This window comes from Nocardia pneumoniae NBRC 100136 (assembly GCF_000308755.1).
Lineage (GTDB): Bacteria > Actinomycetota > Actinomycetes > Mycobacteriales > Mycobacteriaceae > Nocardia > Nocardia pneumoniae.
The window spans coordinates 190109-205260 of record NZ_BAGF01000058.1; the positions used below are offsets into that span (position 1 = coordinate 190109).

Below are 15152 nucleotides of genomic sequence, written 5' to 3' on the forward strand. Positions count from 1 at the left end.
GAATGGAATTTTGGCTCCGGGGACAAACCGCACCGGCATGGTCACCGCGGTATCGAAATAGAACTGCAGACGTGCGACGGAGAAGAGTATCCGCGACTAGCCGAGGTACCGCACAATGCTCTCGGCGACACAAGCGGGGCGCTCCGCCCCCTCGACGGCGATAGTGATGCGGCGCTCTGTTTGCACGCCGCCGGGAATATCGGTCACCGAAGTGAGTGTGACCGAGCCGCGCACCCGGCTGCCCACCGGAACGGGAGTGATGAACCTGACCTTGCCGAGTCCATAATTCACAGCCATTCTCGCGCACGGCACCGACAGCACCTGCTGAGCCATCGGGACGAGCAACGCGAGAGTGAGGAATCCGTGCGCGATGGTGCGCCCATAGGGGCCCTGCGCGGCGCGCGCCGCGTCGACGTGGATCCACTGGAAATCACCTGTGGCCGCGGCGAATCGGTCGATTCGCCGCTGATCGACAGTGATCCAATCGCTGGTGCCGAGTTCTTCGCCAACCGCCGCGCGCAGGGCGTCGAAATCCTCGAACACCCTCACGCGAACTGCTCCTTCAGCTTTCGTTTGAGGATCTTGTGGCTCGGCCCGAGCGGTAGTTCCGTCACGAATTCCACCCGGCGCGGATACTTGTGCTTGGCCAAATGCTCACGCGCGAAATCGATCACCTGATCCGCGGTGATCGGACGAGAAGGAACGATCACCGCGCAGATCTCCTCGCCATATACGTCATCCGGGATGCCGATGACCGCGACCGCGGCGATATCCGGATGCCGCAGCAGCGCCGCCTCCACTTCGCTTGGATACACGTTGTACCCGCCGCGGATGATCATCTCCTTGATCCGGTCGACGATCCGGATATAGCCGTCGACATCCTTCACGCCGAGATCCCCTGTACGGAACCATCCGTCGACCACCGCGGCTGCCGTCGCGGACGGATTCCCGGTATAGCCGTTGAACAGATTGTGTCCCCGGATGACCACCTCGCCGAGTTCACCGGTGGGCAGCAAGGTGATGCGCTGCGCCTGGTCGGGATCGGCGATCTCCACCTCGACACCCCAGATGGAGTGCCCGACGGTACCGACCCGCGGACCGAAATCCGGTTGATTGACCGCCGCGGTCGGCGAAGTCTCCGACAGCCCATAGCCTTCCAGGATCGGCGCGCCGAAGGTCGCCTCGAACGCCTCCAGCACCGGCTGCGGCAGCGAGGCGCCACCCGAGATGCACAGCCGCAACTTCGGCAGCTCTGCCGACTCGCGAGCGGCGGCGATCAACCGCACGTACATCGTCGGCACCCCGTGAAAAGTGTTGACGTCGTGGGCGAGCATGAGCCGGATCGCTTCGGCGGGGTCGAAGCGCGGCATCAGCACCAGCGTGGCGCCCGCCCGCCAGGTCGAGTTCATCGAGACCGTCTGGCTGAACACGTGCGAGAGCGGCAGCGCGCCCAGCGCCACGTCGTCGACGCGTACGTCGTTGGCGTCGAAGGCGTTGACCGTCGCGTTCATCACCAGGTTCAGATGGCTCAGCTCGGCTCCCTTGGGCCTGCCGGAGGTGCCGCTGGTGTAGAACACGACCGCGGGGTCGGCGGGCTGCCGCGAAACGTAGGACGCGATCGGCCGCGCCATCAGGGAACCCGGTTCGTGGCAAGGGATTCCGGCGGCCTCGGCGGCCGGTCGTCCCGACTCGGCGAACACGGGCTGGCACAGCAGCAACTGGGCCCGGCTATCGCGCAGCAGGTACTCCGCCTCACTGGAGGTGGACAGCGGGTGCACCGGGATCACCACCGCGCCCGCGGCGAGGATGCCGTAGTAGGCGACCGGGAAATCCACCACGTTCGGGCACATCAGCGCCACCCGGTCACCGGGCCGCACGCCGAGTTCGATCAGCGCGGCGGCCTGCCCGCGCGCCCGATTCCACAACTCGGCGAAGGTGATTCGCTGCGACCCGTCGATCAGCGCGGTGCGGTCCGGGCGCCGTCGCGCCTGCTCGGCCAGGATGCTGGCCACCGACAGCGTCGCGTTCATACCGACCGCCTGAGGGATCTCGACATCGCTCTCCAAAAACTAGCAGCGCAAGTTTCCGCTTCACCGTAGGACACCGAAACCAGGGGCGCAAGCGTCACTGCGAGAATGCGAGGACCGGAAGGAGACCCATGGCCAGACCCCGCACGCCGCTGCTGACCCGCGAGCGCATCATCGAAACCGCGCTCGCCCTCGTCGACGCCGAGGGGCTGGCGGCTGTTTCCACGCGGCGGCTGGCCACCGAACTGGGTGTGCAGGGACCCTCGCTGTACAACCACGTCCGCACCAAGGACGACCTCATCGACGCCGTGGTCGACGCGGTGCTCGGCGAAGTCGACATCGCCATGTTCGACGCGCTCTCCGCCGACAACCCGGACTGGCGATCAGCGCTGCGCGCCTGGTCGCGCTCCTATCGCACCGCGATGGCCGCGCACCCGCACATCGTCCCCGCCCTGGCCAGCGGACCGGGACATCGGCCGAACGCGCTGCGCATGGCCGACGCGGTCTTCGGCGGCCTGGTCGCGGCGGGCTGGCCGCGCCGCGACGCCACCACCGTCGGCACGCTCATGCGCTACTTCCTCACCGGCGCGTCGCTCGGCTCGTTCGCCGGGGGCTTCCCGTCCGACGCGGCCGTCTACGCCGACGCGTATCCGCACCTGAACGAGGCGCATCTGCTGGCCGATCGGCAGCAGCGCATCGATCGGGACGCGTTCGAGGTCGGTCTGGAGTCGCTGCTCGACGGCTTGGAGAGCAGGTACCGGCTACTTGCCGGTGGCGTGTAGTTCGATCGCCACGAGCAGATCGACCAGATCCTCGACACTGCGCACATTCCGCCCGGTGAGTTCCTGGATGCGGCGCAGCCGATACTTGGCGGTGTTGTGGTGGATGCACAGCGCGTCCGCGGCCTCCCGCAGGTTCATATCGGCGCGGGCGAAGGCGCGAATGGTCTCGGCCAGCACGCCGCCGCGGGATCGGTCGTCGGCAAGCAGCGCGCGGATCCTCGGATCGACCAGCCGCCGCGCGGTGTCGTCGGCACGCAGCATCAGATACCGGAACGGCGTGATGCACGGCAGCGCCATGACCCCGCCGTCCTCGGGCAGCAACTCCAGCGCGGCACGCGCCTGCTGATACGCCTGCGGAATCTCCCCGATCTCGGTGACGACCGCGCTGACTCCGACGCCGAGCGTGACGCCCTCCCCGCGCAGTCGTTCCGTCATCGCGCGCAGCCGGTCGCACAACTCCTCGGCGGTGCCGTTGCGGCCGAGCGCGGGCACCGCGACGATATCCGACCCGCGTGCCACCGACAGCGTGCGCAGCCCGTTGACGCTGGTGCGGGTGAGCGCAGCGGAAGCGAGATGCCTTGCCTGCGCATCGGATTCGCGTGACCGCCCGGACCGGCCGTCGCCCCGGTCGGTCACCTTCAGCACGACCGCGTCGATCACCACCATGGGCACGGACTTCGCCAGACCGATCCCATGGCCCTGCGCCGTGGTCAGCAGCGCGCCACGCTCGGGCAGCACGCCATCGAGCAGGCTTCCCATCAGCTGCGCGCTGTCGCGGCTGGCCTCGGTGGCGAAATACTGCTGGAACTCCAGATACGCGTTCGCGGCCTGCGTGCTGATCAGATCGCAGTACCGCGACAGCGGTGTGACCATCGACAGCGCCGCCTCGCGCCCGGCCTCCGTGTCACCGGCATGCGCCATCAGGGACTTCCACAGCGCTTGCTGGCCGAGGCGGAACGCGTTGATGTAGTCCACCAACGTGAGTCCGGCTTGGGCGCGGCGTGCCGCCGCGCGACGGGTGTAGGACACGTCGTCGACGGTGACTTTGCGCCGCTGCAGCAGCGCGCCGAGTCCCGTCCGGCACAGCTGGGCCAGCTGGTCGTGCACATCGGCCTGGAAGCTCAGATCACGGGCGGCGTACGCGGGGATCTGGGCGATGATGGCCGACATCCCGGCATCGGCCATGTCGTCCGCGTGGTCGAACAGTTCGCTGACGATCCGCGTCCGCTCGGCCAGCACCGTCGCCGAACCGCTCGCGCCGACCTGGTGTGATCTAGCTGACATAACCGGGGATACTCCACGGCCCTGTCCGGATATGTCAACCGATCCCACGGACCCCCGGAGGTGTCCGCGGCGGACAAACCGGACGCCCGAGATTGGGCCGCTGCGTCCAATGTGCAGCCTGACCAGCAAATTTACGCTGACCACGTGCCACACGCCGGTCGCACGACCGCGCTGTCCCCGCACCGGATCGCCCCACGTGGGCCGGAGGACACATGCTCGAGATAACCACCCTCACCGTCCGCTTCGGCGGCATCACCGCCCTGCAGGAGGTCGGGTTCCACGTCGACACCGGCGAGATGGTCGGACTGATCGGGCCCAACGGCGCTGGCAAGACCACCCTGTTCAACTGCCTGACCCGGCGCTATCAGCCCGCCACGGGCGCCGTCCGGTATCAGGGACAGGACTTGCTGGCGGTACGGCCGTACGCCCTGGCCAGGCTCGGCATCGCCCGGACCTTCCAGAACCTCGGCCTGTTCCCGCGCATGTCGGTCCGGGACAACGTCTTGGTCGGCGCGCACCACCGAGCGGGGGCCGGATTCGTCGCCGCGGGTCTGCGCCTGCCCCGGGTGCGGCGCGAGGAGCGCGCGTTGCGCGAGCAGATCGACGACCTGCTGGCCCGGCTCGACCTCGCGGACGTGGCCGACCGTCCGGCCGCCGGGCTCCCCTTCGGCACGCTCAAGCGGATCGAGCTGGCCAGGGCCTTGGCCGTGCGACCGCGGCTGCTGCTGCTCGACGAACCGGTCAACGGCCTCAGCCACGGCGAGGTCGACGAGTTCGCCGACCGGTTGCGGGCGTTGCGCGCCGAGCTGGATCTCACCGTGGTCGTCGTCGAGCATCACATGGGCTTCGTCATGGGCACCTGCGATCGCGTGGTGTGCCTGGAGTTCGGCCGCGTCATCGCCGCGGGCAAACCCGAACAGGTGCAACGCGATCCGGCCGTCATTCGCGCCTACCTCGGGACGGCGGCATGAGCGCCTTCCTGACCGTCACCGACCTGCACGCGGGCTACGGGGGCGCGAAAGTGTTGCAGGGCCTGACCTTCGAGGTGGCGGAAGGCCAGGTGTGCGCGATCCTCGGTCCCAACGGGGCGGGCAAGACGACACTGCTGCGAGCCCTGTGCGGCATGGTCAAGGCTCGCGGCAGCGTGCGCGTCGACGGCATCGAAGTCACCGGGCGGGCGCCGGAAGCCGTGGCCCGCGGCGGTGTCGCGCACGTGCCGGAAGGTCGCGGGACATTCCTGCCCCTGACCGTCGAGGAGAACCTGCGGCTCGGCGCCTTCCGGCACCGCGATCGCGTGCGCGTCGAAGCCGATCTGCGCCGGGTCCTCGACTACTTCCCGGTGCTCGCCGAACGGCTGCGCGAACCGGCGGGCGGGCTGTCCGGCGGACAGCAGCAGATGCTGGCCATCGGCCGGGCCCTCATGCTGCGGCCCCGGTTGCTGCTGCTGGACGAGCCGTCGCTCGGCCTCTCTCCCCTGGTAACCCAGGAACTGTTTCAGATCGTGCACGCCATCAACGAAGAGGAACGCACAACCGTGATCGTCGTCGAGCAGAACGCCCACTTGGCGCTGGAGGCCGCCCACCACGCGCATGTCCTGGAATCCGGGCGCATCGTCTTGTCCGGCACCGCGGCCGAGATACGCGCCGACGAACAGGTCGCGCAGTCCTACCTCGGATACCGGATCTGACCATGGCCGGGTTCCTACAGCAGATCATCGAAGGGCTCACTGCCGGAGCCGTGTACGCCGGATTGGCGCTGGCATTGGTGCTCATCTACCGGTTCACCGGGATCGTGAACTTCGCCCAAGGTGAACTCGCCATGTTCTCGGCCTTCCTGGCCTGGCAGTTCACCCAGTACGGCATGCCGTTCTGGGCGGCGCTGCTCGCCGCGCTCGCGGTCTCGTTCGCCGGCGGCATGCTGATCGAGCGAGTCGTCATCCGGCCGGTCGAGGGCGCGCCCGAACTCACGCTGGTGATCGTGACGGTCGGGTTGTACTTCTTCGTCAACGCGGCGGCGGGCTGGATCTGGTCGTTCCAGGTGAAGTCGTTCCCGAATCCGTTTCCGGACGGCGCGCTGCGCGCGGCAGGCGTCTCCGCCGGGTACGGCAGCCTGGGGGTGCTCGCCGTGGTCGGCGCGGTGATGGGGCTGCTCTACCTGCTGTTCCGCTACACCAAGATCGGCCTGGCGATGCGGGCGGTCGCCTGCAATCCCCAGTCGGCCCGGCTGGTCGGGATCCGGGTGGGCACCGTGCTCGCACTGGGCTGGGGCCTTGCCGCACTGGTCGGCGCGGTGTCGGGGGTGCTGTCGGCGCCGCTGCTGTTCCTGGAGCCCAACATGATGGGCGGAGTGCTGATCTACGCCTTCGCGGCGGCGACGCTCGGTGGATTCGACAGCCCGGGCGGCGCGGTGGCCGGTGGCCTGATCGTCGGCGTCGCCGAGACCCTCACCGGGGCGTACGTCGACGTCATAGGCACCGAACTCGAGATCGGCGTGCCGCTGGTGATCATCCTCGGCGTCCTGCTGCTGCGCCCGCAGGGACTGTTCGGCCGAGCGATGGTGGAAAGGGTATGAGCGACATGCGCACTCCGAACACGGTGACCGCCGCGTCCGCGTCGGCAATCGAGCCCGTGACGACACCGACTCTCGCGCGCAGGGCGCGTCTCCTCGAATCGGTGACGACTCGCTGGCAGACGCTGCCGATCGCCGTCCTGCTCGTCCTCGCCTGCCTCGCGCCATTCCAACTGGTGCCGTTCCGCACCTTCCAGCTCGCCATGGCGATGATCTACGCGATCGCACTGCTCGGCCTGAACCTGCTGGTCGGTCACACCGGTCAGATCTCGCTCGGGCACGGCGCGTTCTTCGGTGTCGGCGCCTACAGCGCGGCGATCCTGATGGACCGGTGGGACGCACCGTATCTCGCGACTGTCCCGGTGGCCGCGGCGGTGACGTTCGCGCTGGGGCTCGCGCTGGGCGTGCCCGCGCTGCGGTTGCGCGGACTGTATCTGGCGCTGGTCACCCTCGCCATCGCGATCTTCCTGGTGCCGCTGCTCAAACGCGTCGAATTCCTCACCGGCGGTTCGATGGGCCTGACCCTGGCCAAACCGGCGCCACCGGCGTGGACGGGCCTGGCCGAGGATCAGTGGCTGTACTTCCTCGCGCTCGCCACCGTCGCCGTGAGCTTCCTGCTGGTCGCCGGGATCCTGCGATCCAGGGTCGGCCGGGCGTTGCACGCCATCCGCGACAACGAGGTCGCCGCCGAGGTGATGGGCGTGCGGCTGGCGTTCTACAAGACCCTCGCCTTCGCCTGGAGCGGAATGCTCGCCGGGATCGCGGGCTGCGTCTACACCTGGGTGATCGGGTTCGTCTCCCCGGACTCCTTCGCGGTCGCCCTCTCGATCACCCTGCTGGCCGGGCTGGTCGTCGGAGGGCTCGGCTCGCACTGGGGGCCGCTGCTGGGCGGGCTGTTCGTGATGTACGTGCCGAGCTTCGCCCAAGACGTCAATCAGGCCGCCCCTGGCGTCGTCTTCGGACTGCTGATCATCGCGGTCATGTACCTCGCGCCGAACGGATTGGCCGGACTCGCCGGCCGGGCGGCGCGGTGGCTCGAACACCTCGTTCGGAAAGGGAAAACCAATGCGCACTAAGGCGATCCGCACCGCGGGAGTCGCGGCTGCCGTCCTGCTCGCCGTCACGGCCTGCGGAGGCCGCGGCGAAGACGGCGGCACCGTCGGACAGGGCGACTGCCGGGGACAGCAGACCACGGGCATCACCGACACCAGCATCAAGCTCGGCGGCATCTACCCGCTTTCCGGCCCCGCGTCGGCGTATGGCGAGCTGCCCAAAGGCGTTCGTGCCTACTTCGACTACGTGAACGCCGAGCACGGCGGGATCAACGGCCGCAAGGTCGAGTACCTGGTGCGCGACGACGGCTACCAACCGCCCAAAACCGTGGAGGAGACCCGCAGGCTGGTCGAACAGGACCAGGTGTTCGCGGTCTTCCAGACCCTCGGCACGCCGACCTCCTCGGCGGTGTGGGATTACCTGAACCAACGCAAGGTGCCGCAGGTGTTCGTCGCGGGCGGCGCGACGAAATGGGGCGCCGACGACAACCATCCGTGGACCATCGGCTGGCAGCCCAGTTATCGGACCGAAGCCCGCGCCTTCGCCCAGTACGTGCGCCAGCAGCGACCGAACGCGACGGTCGCCGTGCTGTACCAGAACGACGACTTCGGCAAGGATCTGCTGACCAGCTTCCGGGCAGCCGTCGCGGGCAGCGGCGTCACGGTGGTCGCCGACCAGAGCTACGAGGTCACCGATCCCAGCGTGGAAGCGCAGGTGCGCAACCTGGCCGCCTCGAAAGCCGATGTGCTGCTGAACTTCTCCACACCGAAGTTCGCCTCGCAGGCGCTCGCGGCCGAGGCACGCAACACCGACTGGAATCCGCTGCACATCGTCTCCCAGGTCGCCAACACCATCAGCACCTTGAAGCCGGTCGGCTTCCCGAACGTGCAGGGCGTGGTGTCGGCGGCGTTCACCAAGGACCCGGCCGACCCGCAGTGGGAAGCCGATCCCGCGATGCGCGGCTACCAGGAGAAGCTGGCGAAATACGCGCCGGGAGCCGATCCGACCAACCAGTACACGGTCGTCGGGTGGGCGGCCGCGGAGAGCTTCCACAAGACCATGGCGGCCGCGAAATGCCCCACCCGCGAAGGCCTTCGTGACTCCATGCGGGCGCTGAACCAGGTCGGCGTCGACTTGCTGCTGCCCGGCATCACGCTCACTACCGGCCCCGATGACGCCTTCCCTATGGAGGCGGTGCGGATTCAGCGATTCGAGGGCGACCACTGGGTGCTCACCGGCGACGTCATCGAGACCGGCAAATAGGCACTCCCCCAGACTCCCGCCCCGGCGCGGTCCGGGACGGGCTTGCAGAAAACGATTGATGAGGAGCAACGATGATGTTGCGAAATTCCCTTGTGACCGCTGCGCTCGCGGCGGTAGCTGTCGGCGTCAGCGCGGGCACCACCCAAGCCGCGCCCGAACCGGCGCAGCAGGAGGTGCGCTATGAGGTCAGCCGCCAAGGAGACTCGGCGGTCGTCACCACCGACGGCAAGCTCCAGACCGTCGGCGATCAGCTCGTGCTCACCGACGTGCACGGCACACCGGTGGCGGCCGTGCCACTGACCTACCGCATGGACGCCATGGCCTATCCGATCTCCGCCCGGATCGAGGGCAACACGGCCACGCTGACCCCGTCTCGCGCGGGCGGCATCGCGGTGGCGCCGATCTCCCAGGCCGAGATCGTCACGGTGGAGCAGGCCGCCAAGCCGATCGCGGAGTCCTTCACTCCCCGTGATCAATTGGCGCTGGGCGCGTTCACCCAGCGGGTCACCATCGGCGGTGCGATCAGCGCCATCATCGGCGCCGTTCTGGGTGGCGGCGTCGGCTGCCTGCTCGGCGCGGCGGCGGGAGCGACGCTCGCCAGCCCGGTGATCGCGCTGCTGCTCCCGTGGGTGGGCGCGACCATCGCCGGTTGCGTGCTCGGCGCGGCCACCTTCGGCGCGGTCGGATCGATGGTCGGATTGATCACCGTCGGCGGCCCGGTCGCACTGTTCTCGGCGATCCAGTACTTCTCCACGATCCTGACGCCCTGCCCGCCCGAACTGGCCTACTGCAAGGACCCGGCCGCCCCGCCGGTGCGGTAGGCATTCGAGTTCTTCCGTCGGCTCGCCCGTTCCCGCCGGGCGAGCCGACGGTCGTATCCGATCCCCGGCTCCGGCCGACAACCGGGTGAACAGCACTGGAGCGGCGATGCGCACGATCACCGCCGAACAACTCGGGTGTACCGCGTTCCCCCTGACCGAAAGGACATCTCCGTGCCCGAAGCCGTCATCTGCGAACCGCTGCGTACGCCCGTCGGCCGATTCGGTGGATCGCTGAAAGATGTGGCGCCGCAGAAGCTTGCCGCGACCGTCATCGCCGAACTGCTGTCCCGGACAGGAATCGACGGTGGGCAGATCGACGATGTGATCCTCGGCCAAGCCTCCCCGGGCGGCGAGGCTCCGGCCATCGGGCGGGTAGCAGCGCTGGACGCCGGTCTCGGGGTCGAGGTCCCGGGCATGCAGGTGGACCGCCGCTGCGGCTCCGGGCTCCAGGCGGTCATCCAGGCATGCATGCAGGTCAGCACCGGAGCGGGTGAGCTCATTCTGGCGGGCGGCGTGGAATCGATGAGCCAGACCGAGTTCTACGCGACCGGCATGCGCTGGGGCATCCGCGGCGACGGCGTCGAGCTGCGCGACCGCCTCGCGCGGGCCAGAGTGACCGCGGGCGGACACCACTATCCGGTGCCCGGCGGCATGATCGAGACCGCGGAGAACCTGCGCGCCGAGTTCGCGATCAGCCGCGCCGACCAGGACGCCCTCGCGGTGCAGTCGCACCAGCGCGCCGTCGCCGCCCAGCGCGAAGGACGTTTCGCCGACGAGATCGTGGGCGTGACCGTGCCACAACGCCGTTCGCAACCGCTGCTGATCGATGCCGATGAGCATCCCCGCGCCGACACCGATCTGTCATCGCTCGCCGCGCTCCGCCCGATTCGCGCGGCGCTCGACCCCGACGCCACCGTCACCGCGGGCAACGCCAGCGGCCAGAACGACGGCGCCGCACTGTGCATCGTCACCACACCCGAACGGGCACACCGCCTCGGCCTGCGCCCGCTCGCGCGCCTGGTGTCGTGGTCGGTCGCCGGGGTCCCGCCCAGAGCCATGGGCATCGGCCCGGTCCCCGCCACCGCGCAGGCACTGGCCCGCGCGGGCCTCACCCTGGCCGACATGGATGTCATCGAACTCAACGAAGCCTTCGCCGCCCAAGTCCTCGCCGTCCTCCGGCACTGGGACATCGCCCCGGATGACCCGAGACTCAACCCCAACGGCTCCGCGATCGCCCTCGGCCACCCGGTCGGCGCCACCGGAGCCCGCATCCTGGCCACCCTGCTGCGCGAAATGCACCGCCGCGGAGCGCGCTACGGGCTGGAAACCCTGTGCATCGGCGGTGGTCAAGGCATCGCGGCGATCTTCGAACGCCAACCCTGAGGCTACATCTCCGAAACCGCGCTGCGCTGCCGAAGGGCAGCGGAGATGCGCCGCCCGATGACGCCCTGGCGGGGCGCGAACAGGTAGACGGCGGTGAAGGCGAGGCCCTGGACGACGACGACCATGCCGCCCGGCGCGGTGTCGAGGTGGTAGCTGACGTACAGACCCGTCACCGCACACAGCACCGAGATGGTCGGGGCGATGATCAGCATGCGGCCGAAACGGTCGGTGAGCAGATAGGCGGTCGCTCCCGGAATGATGAGCATGGCGACCACCAGAACGACGCCGACCGCCTGGAGGGCGACCACAGCCGTCAAGGCCAGCAGGCCGAGCAGGGCGGTGCCGAGCAGCCGGGGACTGAGACCGATGGCGTGCGCGTGCGTGGGATCGAAGGCGTACAGCGTGAAATCGCGGCGTTTGAGGATCAACGCGGCGAGGGTGATCGCCGCGAGAAGCACGACTTGGATCAGCTCGGCGCGGCTGACGCCAAGCAGATTGCCGAACACGATGTGGTTGAGGTCGGTCTGGCTGGGCGTCACCGAGACGAGCACCAGCCCGAACGCGAACAGTGTGGTGAAGACGATGCCGATGGCGGCGTCCTCTTTGATCCGGCTGGTGTCGCGAACCACCCCGATCAGCGCCACCGCCAGGAACCCGAACACGATCGCGCCCACCGCGAACGGCAGCCCGACGATGTAGGCCAGCACCACACCGGGCAGCACCGCATGGGAAACCGCGTCCCCCATGAGCGACCACCCGATGAGCACCAGCCAGCAGGACAGCACCGCGCACACCACCGCCGCCGTCACGGTGGTCGCCAGCGCGCGCACCATGAACTCGTAGCGCAGTGGATCGAGGAAGAATTCGGTCGGATTCATTGGTCTGCCTCGCCCTCGGCCGGGTTCACACCCGGTCCATCACATCCAGGCCGAAAGCCCTCGCCAGGTTCTCCGGCCGCAGCACCGAATCCGGATCGCCGTGCGCGAGCACCGTGCGCATCAGCAGCACCGCCTCGTCGGCGAGGCCGGGCAAGGCGTTCAGGTCGTGCGTGGACACCAGGATCGTGGCGCCATCGGCGGCGAGCTCACGCAGCAGCGTGGTGATCGTGGCCTCCGAACGCTTGTCGACCCCGGCGAACGGCTCGTCGAGCAGCAGGACGGTCGCGCCCTGCGCCAAGCCGCGCGCCACGAAGGCGCGTTTCTTCTGCCCGCCGGACAGCTGGCCGATCTGCCGGTCGGCGAGGTCGGTCAACTCCACGCGTTCCAGCGCGTGCGCGACGGCCTCGCGGTCGGCCTTGCGCGCGCGGCGGGTGAAGCCCATGCGGCCGTAGCGACCGGTCAGCACCACGTCGCGCACCGAGAGCGGGAAGCTCCAGTCGACATCCTCGCTCTGCGGCACATAGCCGAGGACGCCCGCCCGCCGCGCCGCCACCGGCGCGCCGCCGTTGATCCGCACGGTTCCGCGATCGGGCTGGACGATGCCCATGATGGACTTGAACAACGTCGACTTGCCCGAACCGTTCATGCCGATCAGACCGCAGACCCGGCCGGAGTCCAGGGTGAGGTCGACCCCGTCGAGCGCCAGCACGTCGCCGTAGCGGACGGTGACGCCCCGTACTTCGATCGCCGGTTCGCTCATGCCCGCGCCTCGCTGACGCTCGGCCCCGGCGTGACGACCAGGGCTGACTGTGTCGATGGTCTGCTCGCTCATGGCCTGCGCCCTGTCAGTGCGGCGCCGATCGTCTGCGCGTCGTGACGGATCAGCGCCAGGTAGGTCGGCACGGGACCGTCGGCCTCCGAGAGCGAATCGACGTACAGCACGCCTCCGAAGGCGGCCCCGGTGGCTTCGACCACTCGCCGCATCGGCGCGTCCGACACCGTGGACTCGCAGAACACGGCGGGCACCCTGCGCTGTCGGACGAAGTCGATGGCCGAGGCGATCTGCTGTGGCGTGGCCTGCTGCTCGGCGTTGACCGCCCAGATGTACTTCTCGGTGAGACCGGCGTCGCGGGCCAGGTAGGAGAACGCGCCCTCGCAGGTCACCAAGGCGCGCTCGTCCGGCGACAGCGCGCTCAGGGTGCCGACGAGTTCCTCGTGCACCTTGCGCAGTTCGGTCTTGTACCGCTCGCCGTTGGCCCGGAAATCGGCCGCGTGCTGCGGGGCGAGTTGCTCGAACGCGCGCACCATGTTGTCGACGTAGATCTGCGCGTTCTGCGGCGACATCCACGCGTGCGGGTTCGGTTTGCCCTGGTAGGCGTCCTCGCGGATGCCGATCGGCGCGACACCGTCGCTGACCACGGTGTGCGGCACGCGCACGTCGGAGACGAACTGGGCGAACCACGCCTCCAGGTTCAGGCCGTTGTCCAGGATCAGATCGGCCTTCGAGGCCTTCTTGATATCGCCGGGAGTCGGCTCGTAACCGTGGATCTCCGCGCCCGCCTTGGTGATCGACTCGACGGTCAGGTGCTCCCCGGCCACATTCCGCGCGATATCGGCGAGCACCGTGAACGTGGTGAGCACCACCGGGCGATCGTGACGCCCGGCCTCACTTGCCCCGCAGGCGGCCAGGACCAACGCCAAGGCGCCCACGGTGGCCGCAGCGACCAACCGGCGCGGGGGCAGAGCAAGCAAACGCCGAGCCTTCATACACTGAGATCATAATGTTCGCCTGCCCTAACTTTCAAGTTGGAGCCATTGAAACCCGCTACTCCACCGGCAGCGGAGGTGAGGGCTCGAACACGACCGGCAGTGCGGTCAGTGCCCGGTGGAACGGGCCCGGCCGCCAGGTCAGCTCGTCGGCCGGTACGGCGAGGCGGATCTCGGGTAAGGCGTCGAGCAGCTGGTCGATGGCGTCCTGGGCGATCAGGTAAGCCAGCGAACGGGCGGGGCACACGTGCGGGCCGCCCCCGAAAGCCAGGTGGGCGCGATTGCCCGCGTATTGCGCCGCCCTGATCCGCGGGTCGGTGTTGCACGCGGACATGCTGATCACGACCGGTTGGTGGGCGGGCAGCCAGAAGTCCTCGATCAGTATCGGCTGTTTCGGGAAGCTGAAGCAGAAGTTCGCCAACGGCGGGTCGTTGAACAACACCTCGTCGAGCGCGTCTCTGGTCGACAGGCTCCCGCCGAGCACACTGCCGCCGAACCGCTCGTCGGTCAGGATCAGCCGCAGGGTGTTGGCGATCAGATTCTGCTGCGGTTCGATGCCCGCGCCGTACATCGTGCCCACCTGATTGGCCATTTCCACATCGGTCAGGTCGGCCGGATGTTGCAGCATTCGCGTCGTCACGTCATCGCCGGGTTCGGCTTTCCTGTATTCGATCAACTCCGCCAGCGCGGCCATCAGCAGCTTGTTCCCACGCTCCGCGTCGACGGCGTCGAACATCGCGGCCATCGCGGTCGCGGCGCGCTGCGCGATCTCGGCCGGACAACCGAGCATGGCGTTCAGCACCGCGAAGGAGAGCGGAAACGCGTACTGGCGAACCAGATCCGCGGACCCGTCGGCACAGAACGAGTTGATCAGTGGTATGGCGAGTTGCGCCACGGTGTCGTGCAGTTTGTACCGGTCGACTTTGTCCAGACCCGCGGCGTTGACCTGCCGGTAACGCGCGTGCGCCGCGCCGTCGTTACGCCGTGCGTTCGGCCGCCACTGCATGAGCGGCAGCACCGGGCAGTCGGCCGGAACGCTCTGCTGCCAGGTGCGCGGATCGGCCGGAAAATGGTCCGGGTCGTTGAAGATCCGCACCGCGGTGTAATACCCGATAACCAAGGTCGCGGGCACGCCCGGCGCCAACTCCACCGGCACCAGCGACCCGTAGCGCTCGCGCATCTCGCGATAGGCGCGTTGCGGATCCGCCGCGAACTCCGGTGCGTACAGCGGAATCCGCGGGCCGTCGGTATCGATCGGCGAACCGTGCGGCGCGTGACCGGGTCGGCCGTGCGTTGGGGACGGAGACATCGTCATCGAGGAAACTC

At 68.6% G+C, this 15152-nt stretch carries 15 protein-coding genes; 8 read left to right on the forward strand and 7 right to left on the reverse strand.

Annotation, left to right across the window (positions count from 1 at the left end):
• Window positions 1–96 precede the first annotated feature (96 nt).
• Window positions 97–549, reverse strand: a complete 453-nt coding sequence (locus ON34_RS19205) for a MaoC family dehydratase (RefSeq protein WP_040781059.1) — start codon at window positions 547–549, stop codon at window positions 97–99.
• Window positions 546–2030, reverse strand: coding sequence for a long-chain-fatty-acid--CoA ligase (locus ON34_RS19210; protein ID WP_040781060.1), 1485 nt, complete (start codon window positions 2028–2030; stop codon window positions 546–548). The genes ON34_RS19205 and ON34_RS19210 overlap by 4 nt, the downstream gene beginning before the upstream one ends.
• Before the next feature lie 128 nt (window positions 2031–2158).
• On the opposite strand from ON34_RS19210, the gene ON34_RS19215 reads away from it, so the two are divergent.
• Entirely contained in the window at window positions 2159–2809 is a 651-nt protein-coding gene (locus tag ON34_RS19215) for a TetR/AcrR family transcriptional regulator (protein WP_040781061.1), read from the forward strand.
• Here ON34_RS19215 and ON34_RS19220 read toward each other — a convergent pair.
• On the reverse strand, window positions 2789–4093 hold the full coding sequence (locus tag ON34_RS19220) for a PucR family transcriptional regulator (RefSeq protein ID WP_040781062.1): 1305 nt from the start codon (window positions 4091–4093) through the stop codon (window positions 2789–2791). The genes ON34_RS19215 and ON34_RS19220 overlap by 21 nt on opposite strands.
• 212 nt (window positions 4094–4305) lie before the next feature.
• Between ON34_RS19220 and ON34_RS19225 the strand changes: the two genes are divergently transcribed.
• The 7 genes from ON34_RS19225 (at window position 4306) to ON34_RS19255 (ending at window position 11181) form a co-directional block, all read left to right on the forward strand.
• Window positions 4306–5064 carry an ABC transporter ATP-binding protein gene (locus ON34_RS19225; RefSeq protein WP_040781063.1) on the forward strand — a complete coding sequence of 253 codons (759 nt, stop codon included), beginning with the start codon at window positions 4306–4308 and terminating at the stop codon, window positions 5062–5064.
• Entirely contained in the window at window positions 5061–5780 is a 720-nt protein-coding gene (locus ON34_RS19230; RefSeq protein WP_040781064.1) for an ABC transporter ATP-binding protein, read from the forward strand. Before ON34_RS19225 ends, ON34_RS19230 begins: the two co-directional genes overlap by 4 nt.
• A 2-nt stretch (window positions 5781–5782) precedes the next feature.
• Window positions 5783–6664, forward strand: coding sequence for a branched-chain amino acid ABC transporter permease (locus tag ON34_RS19235; RefSeq protein WP_040781065.1), 882 nt, complete (start codon window positions 5783–5785; stop codon window positions 6662–6664).
• A complete protein-coding gene (locus ON34_RS19240; protein WP_083889549.1) occupies window positions 6661–7737 on the forward strand; it encodes a branched-chain amino acid ABC transporter permease in 1077 nt (358 codons plus the stop codon). The genes ON34_RS19235 and ON34_RS19240 overlap by 4 nt, the downstream gene beginning before the upstream one ends.
• Window positions 7727–8977, forward strand: coding sequence for an ABC transporter substrate-binding protein (locus ON34_RS19245; RefSeq protein ID WP_040781066.1), 1251 nt, complete (start codon window positions 7727–7729; stop codon window positions 8975–8977). The genes ON34_RS19240 and ON34_RS19245 overlap by 11 nt, the downstream gene beginning before the upstream one ends.
• A gap of 71 nt (window positions 8978–9048) precedes the next feature.
• A complete protein-coding gene (locus ON34_RS33660; protein WP_157172334.1) occupies window positions 9049–9798 on the forward strand; it encodes a DUF8020 domain-containing protein in 750 nt (249 codons plus the stop codon).
• A 171-nt stretch (window positions 9799–9969) separates the two neighbouring features.
• Window positions 9970–11181, forward strand: coding sequence for an acetyl-CoA C-acetyltransferase (locus ON34_RS19255; protein ID WP_040781067.1), 1212 nt, complete (start codon window positions 9970–9972; stop codon window positions 11179–11181).
• Window positions 11182–11183: 2 nt separating this feature from the next.
• On the opposite strand, the gene ON34_RS19260 is transcribed toward ON34_RS19255, so the two are convergent.
• From ON34_RS19260 to ON34_RS19275, 4 genes are all read right to left on the reverse strand, one after another.
• Window positions 11184–12059 (reverse strand): metal ABC transporter permease, encoded by an 876-nt coding sequence (locus ON34_RS19260; RefSeq protein WP_040781068.1) that lies wholly within the window; start codon window positions 12057–12059, stop codon window positions 11184–11186.
• Between the two features lie 25 nt (window positions 12060–12084).
• Entirely contained in the window at window positions 12085–12819 is a 735-nt protein-coding gene (locus ON34_RS19265; protein WP_040781237.1) for a metal ABC transporter ATP-binding protein, read from the reverse strand.
• Between the two features lie 68 nt (window positions 12820–12887).
• A complete protein-coding gene (locus tag ON34_RS19270) occupies window positions 12888–13826 on the reverse strand; it encodes a metal ABC transporter substrate-binding protein (RefSeq protein ID WP_169333883.1) in 939 nt (312 codons plus the stop codon).
• Window positions 13827–13884: 58 nt separating this feature from the next.
• Window positions 13885–15141 carry a cytochrome P450 family protein gene (locus ON34_RS19275; RefSeq protein ID WP_040781069.1) on the reverse strand — a complete coding sequence of 419 codons (1257 nt, stop codon included), beginning with the start codon at window positions 15139–15141 and terminating at the stop codon, window positions 13885–13887.
• Between the last annotated feature and the right edge of the window lie 11 nt (window positions 15142–15152).

Excerpts from the sequence above, each read along its gene's own strand:
- ON34_RS19235 (WP_040781065.1), top strand. The coding sequence starts at position 5,783 with ATGGCCGGGTTCCTACAGCAGATCATCGAAGGGCTCACTGCCGGAGCC.
- ON34_RS19225 (WP_040781063.1), top strand. The coding sequence starts at position 4,306 with ATGCTCGAGATAACCACCCTCACCGTCCGCTTCGGCGGCATCACCGCC.
- ON34_RS19245 (WP_040781066.1), top strand. The coding sequence starts at position 7,727 with ATGCGCACTAAGGCGATCCGCACCGCGGGAGTCGCGGCTGCCGTCCTG.
- ON34_RS19270 (WP_169333883.1), bottom strand. The coding sequence starts at position 13,826 with ATGAAGGCTCGGCGTTTGCTTGCTCTGCCCCCGCGCCGGTTGGTCGCT.
- ON34_RS19215 (WP_040781061.1), top strand. The coding sequence starts at position 2,159 with ATGGCCAGACCCCGCACGCCGCTGCTGACCCGCGAGCGCATCATCGAA.
- ON34_RS19265 (WP_040781237.1), bottom strand. The coding sequence starts at position 12,819 with ATGAGCGAACCGGCGATCGAAGTACGGGGCGTCACCGTCCGCTACGGC.
- ON34_RS33660 (WP_157172334.1), top strand. The coding sequence starts at position 9,049 with ATGATGTTGCGAAATTCCCTTGTGACCGCTGCGCTCGCGGCGGTAGCT.
- ON34_RS19230 (WP_040781064.1), top strand. The coding sequence starts at position 5,061 with ATGAGCGCCTTCCTGACCGTCACCGACCTGCACGCGGGCTACGGGGGC.
- ON34_RS19210 (WP_040781060.1), bottom strand. The coding sequence starts at position 2,030 with ATGAACGCGACGCTGTCGGTGGCCAGCATCCTGGCCGAGCAGGCGCGA.
- ON34_RS19275 (WP_040781069.1), bottom strand. The coding sequence starts at position 15,141 with ATGACGATGTCTCCGTCCCCAACGCACGGCCGACCCGGTCACGCGCCG.
- ON34_RS19260 (WP_040781068.1), bottom strand. The coding sequence starts at position 12,059 with ATGAATCCGACCGAATTCTTCCTCGATCCACTGCGCTACGAGTTCATG.
- ON34_RS19220 (WP_040781062.1), bottom strand. The coding sequence starts at position 4,093 with ATGTCAGCTAGATCACACCAGGTCGGCGCGAGCGGTTCGGCGACGGTG.
- ON34_RS19240 (WP_083889549.1), top strand. The coding sequence starts at position 6,661 with ATGAGCGACATGCGCACTCCGAACACGGTGACCGCCGCGTCCGCGTCG.